This is a genomic window from Acidimicrobium ferrooxidans DSM 10331 (assembly GCF_000023265.1).
GTDB lineage: Bacteria > Actinomycetota > Acidimicrobiia > Acidimicrobiales > Acidimicrobiaceae > Acidimicrobium > Acidimicrobium ferrooxidans.
Map to the genome: position 1 here is coordinate 147151 of NC_013124.1, position 17674 is coordinate 164824.

General features: G+C 68.6%; 22 protein-coding genes. All 22 read left to right on the forward strand.

What is annotated here, in order from left to right; translation table 11 throughout:
• Positions 1 to 8 precede the first annotated feature (8 nt).
• The 22 genes from fliF to AFER_RS00810 all read left to right on the forward strand — a co-directional run bounded on the left by fliF (position 9) and on the right by AFER_RS00810 (position 17599).
• Positions 9 to 1550, forward strand: coding sequence for a flagellar basal-body MS-ring/collar protein FliF (gene fliF / locus AFER_RS00700; RefSeq protein WP_015797611.1), 1542 nt, complete (start codon positions 9 to 11; stop codon positions 1548 to 1550).
• The gene (gene fliG, locus AFER_RS00705; RefSeq protein WP_015797612.1) at positions 1547 to 2560 is read left to right on the forward strand and encodes a flagellar motor switch protein FliG; all 1014 of its coding nucleotides are present in this window, start codon (positions 1547 to 1549) and stop codon (positions 2558 to 2560) included. The genes fliF and fliG overlap by 4 nt, the downstream gene beginning before the upstream one ends.
• Positions 2557 to 3177 carry a FliH/SctL family protein gene (locus tag AFER_RS00710; protein ID WP_015797613.1) on the forward strand — a complete coding sequence of 207 codons (621 nt, stop codon included), beginning with the start codon at positions 2557 to 2559 and terminating at the stop codon, positions 3175 to 3177. Before fliG ends, AFER_RS00710 begins: the two co-directional genes overlap by 4 nt.
• Entirely contained in the window at positions 3174 to 4484 is a 1311-nt protein-coding gene (locus AFER_RS00715; RefSeq protein WP_015797614.1) for a FliI/YscN family ATPase, read from the forward strand. Before AFER_RS00710 ends, AFER_RS00715 begins: the two co-directional genes overlap by 4 nt.
• Positions 4481 to 4879, forward strand: coding sequence for a hypothetical protein (locus AFER_RS00720; RefSeq protein WP_015797615.1), 399 nt, complete (start codon positions 4481 to 4483; stop codon positions 4877 to 4879). Before AFER_RS00715 ends, AFER_RS00720 begins: the two co-directional genes overlap by 4 nt.
• Complete coding sequence (locus AFER_RS00725) at positions 4876 to 5988, forward strand: NlpC/P60 family protein (protein WP_015797616.1); 1113 nt, start codon at positions 4876 to 4878, stop codon at positions 5986 to 5988. The genes AFER_RS00720 and AFER_RS00725 overlap by 4 nt, the downstream gene beginning before the upstream one ends.
• Positions 5957 to 7345 carry a flagellar hook-length control protein FliK gene (locus AFER_RS12170; RefSeq protein ID WP_015797617.1) on the forward strand — a complete coding sequence of 463 codons (1389 nt, stop codon included), beginning with the start codon at positions 5957 to 5959 and terminating at the stop codon, positions 7343 to 7345. The genes AFER_RS00725 and AFER_RS12170 overlap by 32 nt, the downstream gene beginning before the upstream one ends.
• A gap of 25 nt (positions 7346 to 7370) precedes the next feature.
• Positions 7371 to 7850, forward strand: a complete 480-nt coding sequence (locus tag AFER_RS10665; RefSeq protein WP_015797618.1) for a flagellar hook assembly protein FlgD — start codon at positions 7371 to 7373, stop codon at positions 7848 to 7850.
• Positions 7851 to 7978: 128 nt separating this feature from the next.
• Entirely contained in the window at positions 7979 to 9274 is a 1296-nt protein-coding gene (locus tag AFER_RS00740; protein ID WP_015797619.1) for a flagellar hook protein FlgE, read from the forward strand.
• Between the two features lie 96 nt (positions 9275 to 9370).
• Complete coding sequence (locus AFER_RS00745) at positions 9371 to 9598, forward strand: flagellar FlbD family protein (protein ID WP_015797620.1); 228 nt, start codon at positions 9371 to 9373, stop codon at positions 9596 to 9598.
• Positions 9599 to 9601: 3 nt separating this feature from the next.
• The gene (locus AFER_RS00750; protein ID WP_015797621.1) at positions 9602 to 10405 is read left to right on the forward strand and encodes a motility protein A; all 804 of its coding nucleotides are present in this window, start codon (positions 9602 to 9604) and stop codon (positions 10403 to 10405) included.
• A 1-nt stretch (position 10406) separates the two neighbouring features.
• Entirely contained in the window at positions 10407 to 11183 is a 777-nt protein-coding gene (locus AFER_RS11880) for a flagellar motor protein MotB (RefSeq protein WP_015797622.1), read from the forward strand.
• 60 nt (positions 11184 to 11243) lie between these two features.
• Complete coding sequence (locus AFER_RS10670; RefSeq protein WP_015797623.1) at positions 11244 to 11735, forward strand: flagellar basal body-associated FliL family protein; 492 nt, start codon at positions 11244 to 11246, stop codon at positions 11733 to 11735.
• 80 nt (positions 11736 to 11815) lie between these two features.
• Positions 11816 to 12724 (forward strand): FliM/FliN family flagellar motor switch protein, encoded by a 909-nt coding sequence (locus AFER_RS10675; RefSeq protein WP_015797624.1) that lies wholly within the window; start codon positions 11816 to 11818, stop codon positions 12722 to 12724.
• On the forward strand, positions 12717 to 13004 hold the full coding sequence (gene fliN / locus AFER_RS00775) for a flagellar motor switch protein FliN (protein WP_015797625.1): 288 nt from the start codon (positions 12717 to 12719) through the stop codon (positions 13002 to 13004). Before AFER_RS10675 ends, fliN begins: the two co-directional genes overlap by 8 nt.
• Positions 13005 to 13009: 5 nt before the next feature.
• The gene (locus tag AFER_RS00780) at positions 13010 to 13327 is read left to right on the forward strand and encodes a FliO/MopB family protein (RefSeq protein WP_015797626.1); all 318 of its coding nucleotides are present in this window, start codon (positions 13010 to 13012) and stop codon (positions 13325 to 13327) included.
• A 21-nt stretch (positions 13328 to 13348) separates the two neighbouring features.
• Positions 13349 to 13678, forward strand: a complete 330-nt coding sequence (locus tag AFER_RS00785) for a transposase (RefSeq protein WP_015797627.1) — start codon at positions 13349 to 13351, stop codon at positions 13676 to 13678.
• Positions 13675 to 14553, forward strand: a complete 879-nt coding sequence (locus AFER_RS00790) for an IS3 family transposase (RefSeq protein ID WP_015797628.1) — start codon at positions 13675 to 13677, stop codon at positions 14551 to 14553. Before AFER_RS00785 ends, AFER_RS00790 begins: the two co-directional genes overlap by 4 nt.
• A 139-nt stretch (positions 14554 to 14692) precedes the next feature.
• Positions 14693 to 15382 (forward strand): flagellar type III secretion system pore protein FliP, encoded by a 690-nt coding sequence (gene fliP, locus AFER_RS00795; RefSeq protein ID WP_015797629.1) that lies wholly within the window; start codon positions 14693 to 14695, stop codon positions 15380 to 15382.
• A gap of 16 nt (positions 15383 to 15398) precedes the next feature.
• Positions 15399 to 15674, forward strand: a complete 276-nt coding sequence (gene fliQ / locus AFER_RS00800) for a flagellar biosynthesis protein FliQ (protein WP_015797630.1) — start codon at positions 15399 to 15401, stop codon at positions 15672 to 15674.
• A gap of 9 nt (positions 15675 to 15683) precedes the next feature.
• A complete protein-coding gene (locus tag AFER_RS00805) occupies positions 15684 to 16424 on the forward strand; it encodes a flagellar biosynthetic protein FliR (protein ID WP_015797631.1) in 741 nt (246 codons plus the stop codon).
• 2 nt (positions 16425 to 16426) lie between these two features.
• On the forward strand, positions 16427 to 17599 hold the full coding sequence (locus AFER_RS00810; protein ID WP_015797632.1) for an EscU/YscU/HrcU family type III secretion system export apparatus switch protein: 1173 nt from the start codon (positions 16427 to 16429) through the stop codon (positions 17597 to 17599).
• Positions 17600 to 17674: the final 75 nt, after the last annotated feature.

Here is a 17674-nt window from a genome sequence, read left to right on the forward strand (position 1 = left end):
GCGTACTCGTGGCATCCCAGGACCTCCTCGCCAAGGCGCGCGACTCGCTCCGGCGCTTCGCGAGCGGCTTCACCACCGGCCAGAAGGCCGTGGTCATGGTCGGCATCGCACTGGTCGTCGCGATCGCGGTTGCGCTGGCATCGCTCACGTCGAGCCCGAGCTACGGCGTGTTGTTCTCGGGCCTGTCGGCCCAAGATGCCGGCTCGATCACCGCGAAGCTCCAGTCGGCGGGGGTTCCCTACGAGCTCACGAACGGCGGTACGACGGTGCTCGTTCCCCAGAACCTCGTCGACCAGGAGCGGGTCTCGCTGGCCGAGGCCGGGCTTCCGTCCCAGACCGCGGGGCTGACGTCGCTGAACGGCCTGTCCATCACGAGCTCGCAGATCACCCAGCAGGCCGATTACCAGGCGGCACTGCAGTCGCAGCTCGCTCAGACCATCGAGGCGATCAACGGCGTGCAGTCGGCACAGGTGAACCTCGCCCTGCCGCCGACGGACGCCTTCGCGATCGGTCAGTCGTCTCAGCCGAGTGCCTCCGTGATCGTGACGCTGGACGCGGGCGTGTCGCTCACGTCCCAGCAGGTCGAAGCGATCGTCCACCTGGTGGCGAGCGCCATTCCGGGGATGAACGCCAACGACGTGACGGTGGCCGACCAGAACGGTGACGTGTTGGCAGCGCCGGGTCTCGGCGTCAACGCCCAGGGCGCCGGTCAGTCGGCGCAGGGCTTCGACTCTCAGCTCGAGGCGTCGATCCAGTCGATGCTCGACACGATCGTCGGCCCCGGCAACGCGAACGTCCGCGTCGCGGCCACGCTGTCGACGAACCAGGTCACGACGAAGACCCAGTCGATCCAGACGCAGAAGGGCAAGCCCCTCACCACGCCGACCCAGACCCAGACCCAGACCCAGACCTTCACCGGGAACGGCACCGTGCCGGGCGGCACGCTCGGCACCACTGGGATCGCGACCACCGGCAACCAGGTGTCGACCTACAAGCAGACCTCCTCCACGACGCAGTACGCGATCGGTCAGGTCACCCAGACGGTCCAGCAGGCACCGGGCGCGATCCAACGACTCAGCGTGGCGGTGGCGGTCAACTCGCACGTCAAGGGTCTCTCGTTGGCGAAGCTGCGCCAGGTCGTCGCGGCCGCAGCCGGGATCGTACCGGCACGTGGCGACACGCTCTCGGTCGTCGCGGTGCCGTTCCCCGCGCTGGCGACGACGCCGTCGGGTGCGGGGTCGTCGCTCTTCGGGTCGATCCTCGGCATCGCGAAGGTGGTCCTGCTCGTGCTGGGAGCGCTCGGTGCGATCTTGCTCATGTCCCGTGCAGCGGCGCGGACCGAGGTCGAGCCGTTGTTCCCGGCTGAGCTCGAGCCTGCTCTCGCGGGAACGGGTGGCCAGCTCGCCGGACCCACCGAGGAACTGCCCGCGGTCGCCTTGCCCCAGAGCCAGCCGGTCGTCGGCGAGGACGTGCTCGACTACATCGATCGCCAGCCCGAGGACGTCGCGAAGCTCTTGCGGGTGTGGATGACGGCGCGGGGTCGCAAATGAGCACGAAGGTCGCCGACCTCACCGGCACCCAGAAGGCGGCCGCAGTGTTGGTGCAGCTCGGGACGACTCTCGCTGCGCGCGTGCTTCGTCAGATGAGCGAGTCGGAGGCGGTCGCCCTCACGCTCGAGATCGCCAAGCTGCCGAGCCTCGACAAGGAGACCATCACCGAGGTGATGGCCGAGTTCGTCGACTCGGTCATCGCACTCAAGACCGTCGGTCAAGGTGGCGTCGACACGGCCAAGGAGATCCTCGCGGCCCGCCTCGGCGATCGTGAGGCTGAAGAGATCCTCGCCCAGTTCACCGGTCAGAGCGTGTCGAACCCGCTGGCCTTCCTCGACCACGTCGAGCCGTTCCAGCTGGTCAGCTTCCTCTCGAGCGAGCACCCCCAGTCGGTGGCGATCATCCTCGCCAACGTCCCTCCAGACCTCGCTGCCCAGGTGCTGGCTGCGATGCCCGAGGAGCCGCGCGCGGAGGTCACCCGCCGTATCGCCCTCCTGTCGCGTGTCGACCCGGTCGTCGTCGAGCAGGCGGCCTCCGTGCTCCAGCGCAAGCTAGCCGGCCTGACGAAGCAGGGGCCGGTCGCCCTGCGCAGTGGGCTCGCCACGGTGGTCGAGATCTTGAACAACGTCGACCAGAGCACGGAGCGACGCATCCTGTCGGACCTCGACTCGCTCGACCCCGAACTCGCCGATCGCATCCGTGAGCAGATGTTCGTGTTCGAGGACATCATGGTGCTCGACGACCGGACCCTCCAACGCATCTTGCGTCAGGTGTCGCCGAAGGACCTCGCCGTGGCGCTCAAGGGCGTCTCGCCCGAGTTGGTGAACCGCATCATGGCGAACATCTCCGAGCGCGCCGCGGAGGATCTCGCCGAGGAGATCGAGCTGCTCGGCCCCGTGCGCCTCTCGACGGTCGAGGCTGCCCAGGCACAGATCTTGCGTGCCGTCCGCGAGCTCGAGGCGGCGGGCGAGATCACGATTGCCCGGTCCGACGAGGAGCTCGTCCAGTGAGCGCCGCACGGATCCTGCGGGGCACGCTCGACGGCGTCGGGACGGTGGCGCTCCCACCGGTGGAGCATCTTCGTGCCGGTGACGCCGAGCACATCGCCCTTGCGCACGCCATCGAGGAGGCCGAGCGCCGAGGCGAGGAGCGCGGTCGTGCCGCCGGTGAGGCGGCCGCACGTCAGCTCCTCGAGGCCGAGCGGGCGGCGCTGGCCTCGACGCGCGAGGCCCTTGCCTCCGTCCTCCGGCGGCTCGAGCGCATCGGTCGCGAGTCGCTCGAGGCCGACGTCGTCGAGGTCGTCACCCTCGCGCTCGAGCTCGCTCGCGAGGTGCTCGCGGCCGAGGTGGTGCCTCCCCGGGAGCGGATCGAGGCGTGGGTGGGGCGAGTGCTCGCCGAGCGTGACGTCGAGGAGCTCACCGTCCGCCTGGCACCGCCCGCGAGCGAGGACCTCGCCGACACCCTCGTCGAGTTGGCCGAGCGCGAAGGCGCGAGGCTCCGGGTCGAGCGCGATGTGTCGCTCGAGCCCTACGACGTCGTCGTGGAGCTGGGCGCGGGCGTCCTCGACCTCACGGTCAAGGGAGCGTTCGAGCGTGTCCTCCAGGAGTTGCGGGAGCTCGGACAGTGATCCCTGCCCGTGTGCGCGACCAGGTCCTGCGTGCCGCTGCGCCGGTTCGCCAGGGCCGCGTCTCGCGGATCGTCGGGATCCACCTCGAGGTCGAGGGCGTGGAGGCAGGCATCGGCGAAGCGGTGCGCATCGAGCTCGGAGGCGGCCAGAGCCTGGTCGCCGAGGTGGTGGGCTTCGAGGGCGAGCGACTCGTCTGCATGCCGCTGCGCGAGGTCCGAGGGGTGCGCTACGGCGATCGCGCGGTGGCCTTGCGCCGCGCGACCCAGATCCCGGTGGGTCGAGCGCTGCTCGGCCGCGTGATCGACGCCGATGGGGTGCCGATCGATGGCCAGGGCCCGGTCGAACCCGACGATGTGGTGGGCCTCGAGCTGGCGGCACCGATGCCCATGGAGCGGACGCTCATCGACGAGCAGCTCGGTCTCGGTGTGCGCGTGCTCGACACCATGGTCCCCTGTGGTGTGGGCCAGCGTCTCGGGGTGTTCGCGGGAGCGGGTGTCGGCAAGAGCTCGTTGCTCTCGATGGTGGTGCGCGGTGCGGACGTCGACGTGCGGGTCGTCGCGCTGGTCGGGGAGCGCGGGCGCGAGGTGCGAGAATTCCTCGAGCACGACCTCGGACCGGAGGGGATGGCACGCTCGGTCGTGGTCGTCGCGACCTCCGACGAGCCGCCACTCGTGCGTGTGCGAGCAGCCATCGCGGCGACTCGGATCGCGGAGTGGTTCCGCGCCAGCGGGGCGCGCGTCTTGTTGGTGATGGATTCGCTCACTCGCTTGGCGCTCGCACAACGCGAGCTCGGACTGTCGGCGGGGGAACCGCCGAGCGTGCGTGGCTATCCGCCGAGTGTGTTCCGCCTGATGGCCCAGCTCCTCGAGCGTGCAGGCACCGATCACGTCGGCTCGATCACGGGGATCTACTCCGTGCTCGTCGAAGGTGACGACCTCGACGATCCGATCGCCGACGCGGCTCGCTCGGTGTTGGACGGTCACATCGTGTTGTCGCGCCAGCTCGCCAATCGCGGCCGATATCCGGCGGTCGACGTCTTGGCGTCGCTGTCGCGGTTGGAGTCGTCCATCCTCCCCGACGATCGACGAAGGCTCATGCAGGCGGCTCGCCGACATCTCGCCGTCCTCGACGAGGTGCGCGATCTGGTGGATCTCGGTGCCTACCAAGCGGGAACGAGCATGGAGGTCGACGAAGCGCTCGAGGTGGTGCCGCGGATCGAGACCGTCTTCGGCCAGGACATCTCGGAGCGCTCCGATCCGAACGACGCCTGGTCGCGCCTGGCCGGTGCACTGGGGGTGAACGCATGAGCGAGGAGCGTCGGATCAGAGCACTCGGTCTCTTGCGTAGGATCGAGCGACTGGAGCGCTGGAAGGCCGTCGGGGCGGTCGCCGCAGCACAGCGCGCGTGGGGATCGGCAAGGGCCGACCGCATCGCCCATGTCGCCGCCATCGATCAGGACCTGCCCCTCACGCTCCATGCCTGGCATCTCCAGGCCGCCGTCTGGGCGGGCGAGCAGGCCGTAGACGCCGCTGCCCGACGTGCGACGTCGGAGCGTTGGCTGCGCGCCAGTGAGCTTCGAGAGCGGAGTCTCGCTCGACTCGAGGCCGAGGCGCTTCGGCGGCGCCGGAGCCACCTCGAACGTGCGCGCCTCGCCGATCTGCTCGATCGTGTGGTGTCGACGCCGAGGGGAGACGGACCATGACCATGGCGATCCAGAGTGCGGCTCCGCCCGCCGTGGCCGCCATCGAGCAGCTCGCCAGCACCCTGTCAGCGGCCGCGAGCGCGCAGGGCGTCGCCTCGTTCGAGTCGACGCTCGCCGCAGCGCTCCAAGCCGAGGGCCAGGTGATCTCGGGGACCGGGAAGAGCCAGAGCCCAGGATCGGTGACGGGGGTGGCCCAGCAGCCGAGCGCGAGCGTCGTGCCGACGTCGAACGCACCGGTCGACCCGTTCGCTGGTCTCACCCCGGTGCCCCCGACGCCAACGGCCCAGACCCTCGTCTCGACGGGGGGCTCGGCCTCCGAGCGTGCGACGGCGCTCGCGGCCGCGACCGGTGAGATCGGCGTACCGTACGTGTGGGGCGGATCGTCGCCGGCGACGGGGTTCGACTGCTCGGGCCTCGTCCAGTGGGCGTACGCTCAGGCAGGAGTCGAGCTCCCTCGTACGGCTGCCGAGCAGCAGACCGTGGGGACGCTCGTTCCCTCGCTCGCCGCGGCCCAGCCTGGAGACTTGGTCTTCTATGGGAACCCGGCCTATCACGTCGCGATCTATGCCGGGAACGGCATGGTGGTGCAGGCACCGATGACCGGTGAGAACGTCGAGCTCGCCCCGGTCGGTACGCCGACGGAGATTCGTGACCCGACGGCCGTCGCACCGCAGCCGACGGTGAGTAGTGCCGTCGCGACGCCGAGCGACCTCACGGCGACGTTCCAGGCTGCGAGTGCGGCCTATGGCCTGCCCACAGGGATGCTCGAGGCGGTTGCCGAGACCGAGTCCAACTTCAACCCGAACGCCGTGTCGTCTGCAGGCGCGGAGGGGATCATGCAGCTCATGCCCCAGACGGCGGCCTCGCTCGGGGTCAACCCCTTCGACCCCACCCAGGCCATCTGGGGCGCTGCCAAGCTGCTCGCGGGCAAGCTCGCCCACTTCGGTTCCGTGCCGCTCGCGCTGGCTGCCTACAACGCGGGAGACGGCGCGGTGGAGGCCTACGGCGGTATTCCGCCCTACGCACAGACGCAGAACTACGTCCGCACGGTGCTCTCGCTGATGGGAGGTGAGGCCGATGGCTCCGGTCAGAGCACTGCCAGCGCGTGAGCCGTCGACGGGATCGGCGGTCGCGTCGTCGAGTGCGAGTCCGTCCGAGTCCGTCGCGGGTGGGTTCGCGGCGCTCCTCGCGGCCGCATCGGAGGTGGGCATGCCCCAGGCGACCGAGACCCCGACACGTGGGGGTTCCTCGGGTCACTCGTCCGATGTCGAGCACGGGGGGGTAGGACCGGAGGCGCGAGGACGCGGGCACGCTGCGGTGAGGGCCGAAATCGGTGCCCCTGGCGAGGCGAGCAATGCCAGCACACGACACACGACCCATCCCGAGGGATCGGAGGCGACCGTGTCGGCGGCTCGAGCAGCCGTCGAGGGCGCCATCCTCGCCGAACCGGCTGGTGCGGTGCGGACGCACGCAGCGTCGAACCCGAAGCCAGAGCCCGCGAGCGCTTCTGCGTCACTCGCGCTCGTTGCTCAAGCTGGCGTCGTCGGGGCCACAGGCGTCGGCGCCGAAGCCATCCGGGCCGAAGCCATCCGGGCCGAAGCCGTCCGGGTGGCAGCCTCTCCCGCGCGTGCGCCCTCGCTCGAGGTCGCTCCGGCCGCCGATGCTCGTCGTGGCGAGCCTGCCGGGGCGCCAGCGAGCGCCAACACGAACGCTCGACCCGATGGGGCACCTCCGCACGACGCTGGGTCGCTGGTGTCGCAGGACGTGGTGTGGCCAAGCGCTGGGCCGCTTGCGGCGGCGGTCGCTGGTGCCGAGGGATCGGGCAGCGCGCCCATGGCCGTGTCGGCGCCGACGACGGACGCCCCCGCAGCGCTGTCCAGCGCCGTGGCCGCTGCCCCCCGAGCGCACGGCACGCGCGAGCCCGCGATCGCCCTCGGCACCGCCGACGGCAGAGCCGGATCGAGCATCGCCTCCGACTTGCAAGCGGTCGGGCGGGCGCCGACCGCCGAAGCTGCCGGCCAGACGACGGTCGCTTCGACCGGAGCGAGCGGTGCGGTCTGGGCGGCGACGAGCGTCGAGCTCGGCTCCTTCGTGGTCGATGGCGATGTGATCGGACCGCCCGTCGAGCCCTCGGCGGTGCCGGCGATGGTGGACGGGCTGGCACGCGCTGGCGGTGCCCACCGCGTCGTGGTGGTCTTGTCGCCGCCCGAGCTCGGTCGTCTGCGCATCGTCGTGAGCGAGGCACCGGGCGGGACCGCGGTGCAACTGCAGGTCGAGAGGCCGGCCACTCAGGCGCTCATCGAGCACGCGCTGGGCGGATATGCCGATACGAGTGGCTCGGGGTCCCGGGGGGGCCAGCCGCACGCAGAGGACGCGGCGCCGCCGTCTCGGGTCGCGGTGTCGGTGACGACGAAGGCGACCTCGGTTCGCGCTCGTCGAGGCGTTCGAGTCGATACGTGGATCTAGCAGGTCGACGAGAGAAGGAGTCCAGATGACAATGGCAGTGGGTGGTATCGGAGCAAGCGCCGCCGGCGCTACGACGAGCGCGTCGGGTGGACTCGCCAGCCTGACCGCGAACGAGTTTCTCAACCTCTTGGTCACGGAGCTGCAGAACCAGAATCCGCTCTCTCCGATGGACCCGTCGCAGATGGTCTCACAGACCTCGTCGCTGTCGGAGGTGGAGCTCCTCTCGACCATCCAGAGTGCGCTCACCCAGATGGCCTCGAGCCAGGGGATCCTCAGCGCGAGCAGTCTGATCGGCCAGAGCGTCACCTATCAGGACGGCTCCGGCGAGGTTGCCGGCCAGGTCTCCGGCGTCGGGCAGAGCGCCAACGGCGTCGTCCTCGATGTCGGTGGCCAGAGCGTGCCGATCGCGAACGTCATCGCCGTCGGCATGGTGCCCTCGGGCGCCTCGGCGACGGGATCGACGCAGACCGGGTCGACGACGTCGACGACCGGGTCGGTCGGCTGAGCCGCCGGACAGCGTCGCTCAGTGGGCGCCACGACCACCATCGACACGGAACACGATCAGGACACCACACGATCAGGACACCACACGATCAGGACACCACACGATCAGGACACAAGGAGGATCATCCCATGACCAAGTCGCTCTCGTCTGCGATCTCCGGGATCGAGGCGAACCAGGAATGGCTCGACAACATCGCGAATAACATCGCCAACGCCAATACGACCGGCTATCAGTCGACCCAGACGGAGTTCGCAGACCTGCTCTATCAGCAGCAGTCGGCAGCCGGCGGACCGGTGCCGGGCCAGACCGGAGGGACGAATCCACTGGTGGTCGGCTCCGGTGTCCGGGTGTCGGCGACGCCAACCGACTTCTCTCAGGGCACGATCGTGCAAACCGGTACCTCCACCGACGTCGCCATCCAGGGCCAAGGCTTCCTCGTCGTCAACCAGGGTGGCCAGAACTACTACACCCGTGACGGGGCGCTCCAGCTCGACGGCGCTGGTCAGCTCGTCACGGCCTCGGGTGCGCTCGTGATGGGATGGGTCCCCAACGCGGCCGGTCAGGTGAACCAGAACGCTCCGCTCGCCGCGCTCACGATTCCGCAGGGCCAAGTTGCCCAGCCGGTCGCCACGAGCACCATCACGCTCGGTGGGAACCTCCCGGCAGGTTCGTCCAACCCGGTCGTCGTGACGACGACCGGCTACGACGACCTCGGTAACCCGGTGCCGATTCAGCTCACCTTTACGCCGTCGACGACCGCCAACCAGTGGACACTCACGGCCGAGACGACGCCGCCGGGCGCGACCTCGCCCGTGGCGCTGACTGTCGGCGGCGCCTCCTCGCAGACGGTGACCTTCGACCCCGCGACCGGACAGATCAGCGCCATCTCCGGGACCTCGACCGCGAACCCTGATCAACTGGCGCTCGGTGGGTTCCCCACGTCGTACGATCTGCCGGCTGGCTACGCCATGAACCTCGACTTCCCGACCCCTGGCACGGCACAAGCCGTGACCCAGTTCGCCGCCAGCTCTCCAACGGCCCAGGTGACGAACCAGAACGGGTACCCATCGGGAGCCCTCGCAGGCTTCACCATCGGCTCCGATGGCGTGATCGAGGGCACCTATGCCAACGGTCGCACCCAGGTGCTCGGCCAGATCGCACTGGCGCAGTTCGCGAACGCGCAGGGGCTCTCCAAGCAGGGCAACCTCCTGTACGCAGCGACGACCAACTCCGGTGCGCCCCAGCTCGGATCCCCGGGTGCCGCGGGTCTGGGCCAGCTCGTCGGAGGTGCGCTCGAGTCGTCGAACGTCTCCATCGGCTCCGAACTGACCAACTTGGTCGTCGCACAGACCGATTACCAGGCCAATACGAAGGTCGTCCAGACGACGGCCACGGTGCTCCAGAGCTTGGTGCAGATGGCCTAGCGGCGTCGGGTCGCGCCTGCTGGGTGCGGCCCGGTCGCCAAAGGTTCAGGCCGGCACCAACGGTGCCGATACCAACGGTGCGCAAGGAGGTGCTCCGTGATCGAGGTCACGCGGTGGTCAGGATCGACCTTGGTACTCAACGCCGATGCGATCGAGCGGGTGGAGGCGACGCCGGACACCGTGATCACGCTGTTCGGTGGCTCGACGTACGTCGTCCGCGAGACGGTCGACGAGGTCGTCGCGGCCGTGGTGGCCTACAAGTCCGCCGTGTTCGCACCCATCGCACCCACCGGCCTCGTCGTGCTCGACGGCGGGGAGGGGTAGGCCATGGACGTCGCCACGCCGGTCGGGATCGTCGTAGCCCTCGTCGCGATCCTCGTGTCCATGATCATGGATGGAGGCAATCCGGCCGCCCTCATCGCCCCGTCGGCGATGATCCTCGTGCTCGTGGGCACTGTCGGCGTGTCCCTCGCGGGCCGTCGTCTCAAGGAGATCGGCCAGATCGTGGGAGCGCTGCGCTCGGCCATCCTCGCCAAGGCGCCGAGCGCGGAGGAGAGCGTTGGGCAACTCGTGCACTTCGCTGAGATGGCGCGCCGAGAGGGCGTGCTCGCTCTCGAGGCCGCCGCGAAGGACCTCACGGACCCCTTCATGCGCTCGGGTATGCAGCTGATCATCGACGGTGTCGAGGGCGACAAGATTCGAGAGATCCTCGAGGCAGATCTCGAGGGTATGGGGACGAGGCATCGCGCCGGTGCGAAGTTCTTCAAGGACATGGCGGGATTCGCTCCGACCCTGGGGATTCTCGGGACGGTCATGGGGCTCATCCACGTGCTCGCCAACCTCTCGTCACCGCAGACGCTCGGTCCGGCGATCTCGGGCGCGTTCACCGCAACCCTATGGGGCGTCATGACGGCGAACGTGTTCTGGCTGCCGATCTCGAACAAGCTTGCGCATCTGTCGGAGCAGGAGAACGCGCTGCGTCTGTTGGTCATCGACGGGATCCTTGCCATCCAGGCTGGTGCGTCACCGCGCCTGCTCGAGCAGCAGCTCCTCAGCTTCCTCGCCCCGACGGCACGTGAGGCGCACCGTACGGCCAAGGAGCGAGCCAAGCCGCAGAAGAAGGCGGCCTAGCGTGGCCAGACGACATCACGGCGAGGGCGAGGCCGAGAACTCCGAGCGATGGCTGCTCACCTACTCCGACATGATCACGCTGCTGCTGGCGCTCTTCGTGGTGCTGTTCGCCATGAGCTCGATCTCGGTGCGCAAGTTCGACGAGTTCAAGACCGGGTTGTTGCAGACCTTCTCGCAGATGCAGCTGCAGAGCTTGGAGCACGGGGGACGCGGGCTGCTCCAGCACTCGTCACTGGTGACGCACCCAGGTCTCACGCCGGGTCCTCCGCAGATCACCATCCCGCAACCAGGCGCGGGAACTCCGAGCGAGTCGCAGATCGCCCAAGAGGTGAACCAGGCACTCGCGGCCCAAGGCCTCTCGCAAGATGCCCAGGTCGTCGTGGAGCAACGGGGGGTGGTGGTGCGGATCTTGTCGGACAAGGTGTTCTTCGCGACGGACTCAGCCGCACTCGGCCCCGTGGGAGACGCCGTGGTCGACGCCATCGCTGGCGTCCTGCGCACGCTGCCGAACGACGTGTCCATCGAGGGCTACACCGACTCCGAGCCGATCGTCGGCGGCCCCTACAGTTCCAACTTCGAACTCTCGGCGGTCCGGGCGGTGACGGTCCTCGAGCGACTGTGGAAGGTCGACGGCATCAACCCCGACCGTCTCAGCGCCACGGGTTTCGGCGACACCCATCCGCTGGTGCCGAACACGACCCCCCAGAACATGGCCATGAACCGTCGCGTGGACATCGTGATCTTGAGTTCGACCACCCAAGCCGGCAACCGCATCTAGCGCGACCCGACGAGAACCACCGGGGTCACGAGGACCCCACGAGACCCACCAAGGAGGGATATGGCGACGACGAAGGCCAAGGCTGCCCAGGCAGCCGAGGAGGCGCAAGCGCCCAAGAAGGGCAAGAAGCGCCTCGTGCTCATCGTGCTCCTCGTGCTCATCGTGCTGGGGGGTGGAGGCGGTGCCTACGAGTTCCTCCTCGCGCCCCATCCTGCCACCAAGCGGCACCACGGACCACCGCTGCCGGGGCCGACCTACACGTTCCCCCAGCTCACGACCAACCTCGACGACGGCCACATCGTGCAGCTCCAGATGGTCCTCCAGCTCGCGAGCGGTGACACAACCGCGGAGGTCGCCCACGACCTCGACGAGCTCAACAATGCGGCCATCTTGACGTTCGGCCAGATGAGCTACGGGCAACTGCTGCCGACGGCGGGCCGGGTGGCGGCGGCGAGCGCCCTCGAAGGCGCGTTCAACCACGTCCTCGCGAGTGGCGCACCGCCACACGACGAGGTCGTCGGGATCGAGTTCACCTCCTTCATCGTGCAGTAGGCGCCGCGGCGCCCTGGCACCACCGAGCGCGACCGTTGGTCGACGCTCAAGTTCGCGCGCCTCCGTCCGATGCCACTGTCATGAGTGGGGAGAACGAGGCGCGTGAGCGCCAGGTGCGTACTGTCGACTTTCGCCTCCCCCACAGCTTCGACCGTGCCGAGCAACGAGGACTCGAGCTCCTCGTCGAGAACGCGCTCCGACCGGCTGCAACCTTGATGGGTGCGAGCCTGCGCCGCGGCGTGCGGCTCGAGCTCGGTCGGATGGACCAACTTCCCTGGGAGCAGGTCGTCGCCCAACAGGACGGCCCAGCCCTGGTCATCTCGTTCGCGCTGGTTCCATTGGGATCGCGTGGCGTTCTGCGCTTCGGAGCCGATGCGGCCCTTCGCCTGCTCGATCTGCGGCTCGGCGGTGACGGGTCGCCGATCGAGCCCCGTGCGCTCACCGAACTCGAGCAGGGACTGCTCGTCCAGGTCTTCTCCGATCTGCTCGTCCAACTCGCCTCGAGTCTGCAGACGCTGCTCGACGTCCGCTTGGATCGGGTGGGGGCAGAGACGTCCCTCGAGTTCGTCCAAGTCATCAGCCCGGGCGAGATGTGCCTGGTCGTGCCGATCGCGCTGGGCATCGGTGACGAACTCGAGAGCGAGCTCACGCTCTATCTGCCCTATTCCATGCTGCGGCCCGTCGTGGAGCTCATCGCCCAGCGCGCCATCGTGGCCGTCGATCGTGGCGGCGATACGTTCCGGGATCTGCTCGCCGCTCGTCTGCACGACGTCCGCCTCGAGGTCAGCGTCCGGTTCGAGCCGACGTCGATCAGTTCGCGCACGCTGCTCGAGCTTGCTCCCGGTGACGTCGTCCCCCTCGGCCATCGCCAAGGACAACCGGCCTGGGTCATCGTCGATCGCACGCGGCTTCATCGGGCCGTCATGGGTCAGTCGGGCTCGCGCGTCGCCGCCGTCATCATCGAGGAGGAGGAAGAGGCTCATGCCTGAGGTGCCCGAGACGGCCGCGAACCTCGCGGTCCTTCGCAACGTCGAACTGGAGCTCAGCGTCGAACTCGGCAGGGCGCGGATGCCCGTGCGCGCGCTGCTCGCACTCACGAGTGGCGACGTCATCGAACTCGACCGTCACGCCAACGCCCCGGTCGACGTCCTGGTCAACGGCACCCTGGTGGCCAAGGGCGAGGTCGTGGTGGTCGACGACGAGTTCGGGGTTCGCATCCTCGAAATCATCTCCTCCGACGAGGTGGACCAGCTGACCCGGGGAGCGTAGCGAAGATGGGATCGATCGTCGAGGCCATCGGCGCGCTCGCGTTGGTGGTCGGCTTGATCGTCGCATCTGGTCGCCTCGCCCAGCGCGGTCGTCCGGCGCGTTCGGTCGGCATGGCTCGCCTCGCCGTCGTGGCTCGGGCTTCACTTGGATCGAAGACCTCGATCGTCATCGTCGAGGCCGACGGACGGCGATTCCTGCTCGGGGTCGGGCCGCAGGGGGCGAGCCGACTGGCGAGCCTCGGTGCGGCACCGCCGGCCGATGCCCCCGAGATCGAGCTCCTCGACCTGCGAGATGTCGACGTGGCCTTCCCCCCTCCAGGTTGACACCTGCTATAGGAGGAAGGGATGAGCCAGACACCGAACCCACCACCGGGCGACGGCCCCGCTGGACGACGACGCGGCCGCTACCCGAGCCAGTTCCGCAAGGACGCGGCAGCGTTGGTTCTCGACCAGCGCCGCACCATCGCTGACGTCGCCCGTGAGCTTGGCATCAACGAGCAGACCCTTGGTAACTGGGTCCGTCAGGAACGCATCGACCGAGGTGAGCGAGAGGGCCTGACGAGCGCCGAGCGCGAGGAGCTGACACGGCTGCGCCGCCAGGTCAAGCAGCTCACCGTGGAACGCGAGCTGCTCAAGCGAGCGATGGCCTTCTGGGTGAAGGAGGGGGGACAGTGAGCCGCTACCACTGGATCTCCCGCCAGGAGGCCAAGGGCTTCTCTGTAGCGGCAGCAGCACGAGTCATCGGGGTCTCTCGCCAGGCCTACTACGCCTGGCGACACCGTCGGGACCGAGGCGAGGATCCCGAGCACCTGGTGCTCGCGAGCGAGCTTCGCGCCATCTGGCACGAGAGCGACGGCACCTACGGCAGCCCCCGCATCACCCACGAGCTGCGACGGCGCGGGTTCTGCGTGAACCACAAGCGGGTGGAACGCCTGATGCGCGAGCTCGAGATGGCAGCGGGCCCACGCCGGCGCTTCGTAGTCACGACGAGGCGGGGAGAGGACGCAGCGCTCCCGGACCTCGTCCGTCAGGACTTCGCTCCTGGTGAGCCGAAGCGCAGGTATGTGAGCGACATCACCTACGTCCGCACCGATGAGGGGTTCTGCTATCTCGCCACGGTGGCAGATCTTGGCTCGAGGCGCATCGTGGGCTGGTCACTTGGGCGTCACATGCCCGATGACCTGGTGGTCGAGGCGATCCGCGAAGCACTCGGGACTCGGGGCAGCCTGGCTGGGGCGATCTTTCACAGCGATCGCGGCAGCCAGTACCTCTCCCGGAAGGTACGGAGCCTGCTCGCGACCCTTGGCATTCGCCAGTCGGTGGGGAGGGTCGCGACCTGCTACGACAACGCCGTGGCCGAGTCCTTCTTCGGGAGCTTGAAGCGCGAGCTGGTGGCTCGCTACCGCTTCGCGAACCTCTCAGGGGCTCGCTCTGCCATCGCTAGCTGGATTCACCGTTACAACACGGTCCGCCTGCACTCAAGCCTCGGGTACCTACCGCCCGTCGAGTACGAGCTCTCCTGGGCCTGCCGGGAGGTGGCCGTGGCCTAAATTCAGACTGTCAAGCAAATGGGGGGAAGCCCAACGATCCAGAGGCCGCCGTGGTCGCTGCCTTCGACGAGCCGCCGGTGCACGCCGGCGGTGCGCTCACGGCCCTGCTCGCGGCGCTTCGCACCCGAGGGGTTCGCCCGTGAGCGGTCTGCTCCTCGCGGCGACGAGCCTGCCGTCGGCCACGTTGACGGTGCATGCGGGTTCGACGCCGACCGCGAGCGTGGTGATCATCCTCGCCCTCACCGTGCTCTCGCTCGCCCCGACACTCCTCGTGCTCTTCACTGGCTTCGTGGAGATCGTCGTCGTGCTCTCGATCACTCGTAATGCCCTCGGTCTCTCGACGACGCCGCCCAATCAGGTCCTCGCCGGTCTCGCGCTCTTCCTCTCGCTCTTCGTGATGGCCCCCACCCTCGGGATCGTGGAGCACCAAGCCGTCCTACCGTATCTGCACGGTCACATCTCTGCCGTTGTGGCGTTGGATCGCGCGGAAGGGCCGATCAAGCTCTGGATGCTGCGTCACACGCGAACGCAAGAACTCGCACTGTTCGATGTAGTCACCCACCACGCCGGGGTCGCACCTGCCGCAGCGCCACTCGATGCCGTCGTGCCGGCGTTCATCCTGTCCGAGCTCCACAGCGCCTTCGTGATGGGCTTCATCATCTACGTGCCGTTCCTCGTGATCGACCTCGTGGTCTCGAGCGTGCTCATGAGCCTCGGCATGATGATGCTGCCGCCGACGCTGGTGTCCTTGCCCTTCAAGCTGCTGCTCTTCGTGCTCGTGGACGGTTGGACGCTCGTCGCGCACGCCCTGCTCGTCTCGCTCCACTGACAAGGGGGTTCACCAGATGAACGATGCTGCTGTGCTCCAGATCGCGCGGACGGCCCTCGAGGTCGCCACGCTCGTTGCCGGACCGGTGCTCGCCGTTGCGCTCCTTGTCGGGCTCGTCGTCGCGCTGGCACAGACCCTGACCCAGATCCAGGAGGCGACCCTCAGCTTCGTGCCCAAGCTCGCTGCCATCGCCTTGGTCCTGCTCTTCACGGGGCACTGGATGCTCCAGGAACTCACGACGATGACGACCCAGCTCTACAGCCAGATCCCCCATCTCGTGCAGACGCTCTAAGGACGAGCCGTGCAGATCAGCCTCCAGCTGGGCTCCGTACTCGCGTTCTTGATCGCGACCGCGCACGCGCTCGGCTTCGTCGTCATCGCCGCGCCGTTCGCGCTCGCGACGGTGCCGCGCACGGCTCAACTCGCGCTCGCGGTGGGGATGGGCATGGCTGGCGCAGCGATCCACACCGCCTTGCCGGCGACGACGCCAGCGCTCATCGGCCAGCTCGCCTGGGCAGCAGCGACCGGTGCATTGATCGGATTCGTGGCGCTCGCTGCGATCAGCATCGGATCGCAGGCGGGGAGCTTCATCGGCTTGCTGGGTGGCTTCGTCACGCCTCCCTCGCTCACGCCGCTCGCGTTCGGCGAGGTCCCGGTCACCGGCGACCTCTACGGCATGATCTGGGCGGTGCTGTTCTTCGTCTCCGGCGCCGACGTCGTCGTGCTCCGCGGGTTCTATCTCGCGAGCGACGCGAGCGTCCATCTGGCCAACACGGCCACCGTCATCGTGCAGTCGGTGACGCTCACCTTTGCGGCCGGCCTGGAGGTGGCCGCACCGGTCATCGCGGTCATGTTCTTCGCCCAGATCGTGGCGGCGGTCCTCACGAAGGTCGCGCCGCAGCTCCAGCCGCTCGGCTTCTTGTTCCCGCTCGAGATTCTGTTGTCGCTCATCATGATGGTCGTCTCGCTGCCCGTCATCCCGCACCTCTTCGACGCTGGGGTGCGTCTCCTGCTCGCTGCCGAGCGTGATCTCGGGGCCTGAAGATGGCGCGCCAGGAGGGCACCGAAGAGCCAACCCCGCGAAAGCTCGAGCGGGCGCGCAAGGAGGGGATGGTCGCGCGCTCGGTCGACCTCGTCTCGTTCGTCGTGCTCCTCATCGCGTCGTTCGCCCTCCCGCTCGCCGTGCGCGATGCGAGCGTGCGCATCGGCGACGTCGCGGCCGCAGCGTGGTCGGGCGCGATCCCCGCCACGAGCGCCGGGGCGTTGCGCTTTCTCGGCACCGGTCTCGATCTCGTGGTCCAACTGGTCGGGCCGGTCGCCGTCGTTGCGGTGGTCATCGTCGCGGTCGGGAACCTTGCCCAGGTCGGGCTGCGCTTCGTCCCGAAGCGACTCCGACCACGCGCCGAGACCTTCTCGCCCGCGGCCAACCTGCGTCGGATCTTCTCGGCCCAACCCGGGATCGAGGTCGCCAAGGCGATCGTCAAGCTCGTCGCGACGGCGGCCGTCGCGGCTGCCATCGTCTCCAGCAGCATCGACGCCATGGCTCAGGGTGCATCCTCACCGCTTGCGGCGGCGGATGCCGCCGCTGGTGCCTCTCTCGAGCTGGTCCGTGTCGTCGCGGTCCTCGGGGTCGTCCTCGGCATCGTCGACCTCGTGCGCCAGCGTCGGTCGCTGCGGCGCAGGCTGCGGATGACCCGCCACGAGGTACGTGACGAGTTGCGCGAGCACGAAGGAGATCTCGCCGTCAAGGCACGCCGCCGGCGCTTGGCGCGTGAGTTCGTTCGACGGGCCATGCTCGCCGACGTCGCCCAAGCCGACGTGGTTGTGGTCAATCCGACGCACGTGGCCGTCGCGCTGCGTTACGACCCTCGCCGTGATCGTGCTCCGACCGTCGTCGCTAAGGGCCTCGATCACTTGGCGATGACCATACGCGAGCGTGCGCGTGCCGCTCGGGTGCCGATCGTCGAGGACCCCCCGCTCGCGCGCGTCGTCTACGTCGCCTCTCGTGTCGGAGAGCCGATCCCTGCATCGCTGTTCCTCGTCGTCGCGAGGCTCCTCGCGTTCGTCTATCGACTGCCGTCGCTGGCGCGCTCGTTCGACTCACGCCACGTGACCCGTTCCGACGACATTCCGGTCGATCTCGCCGCTCGGGCCTGGAGTCTGCTCGCCGACGAGATCGATACTCAAGGCGACGTGCACGCGGGCCGAGAACGCTAGCGAGGCGCACGGAGGCGCCGTGGAAGCCACGGTGGGCAGCGACGAAGGGGAGGCCCGTGGACTCGACGAGGCTCC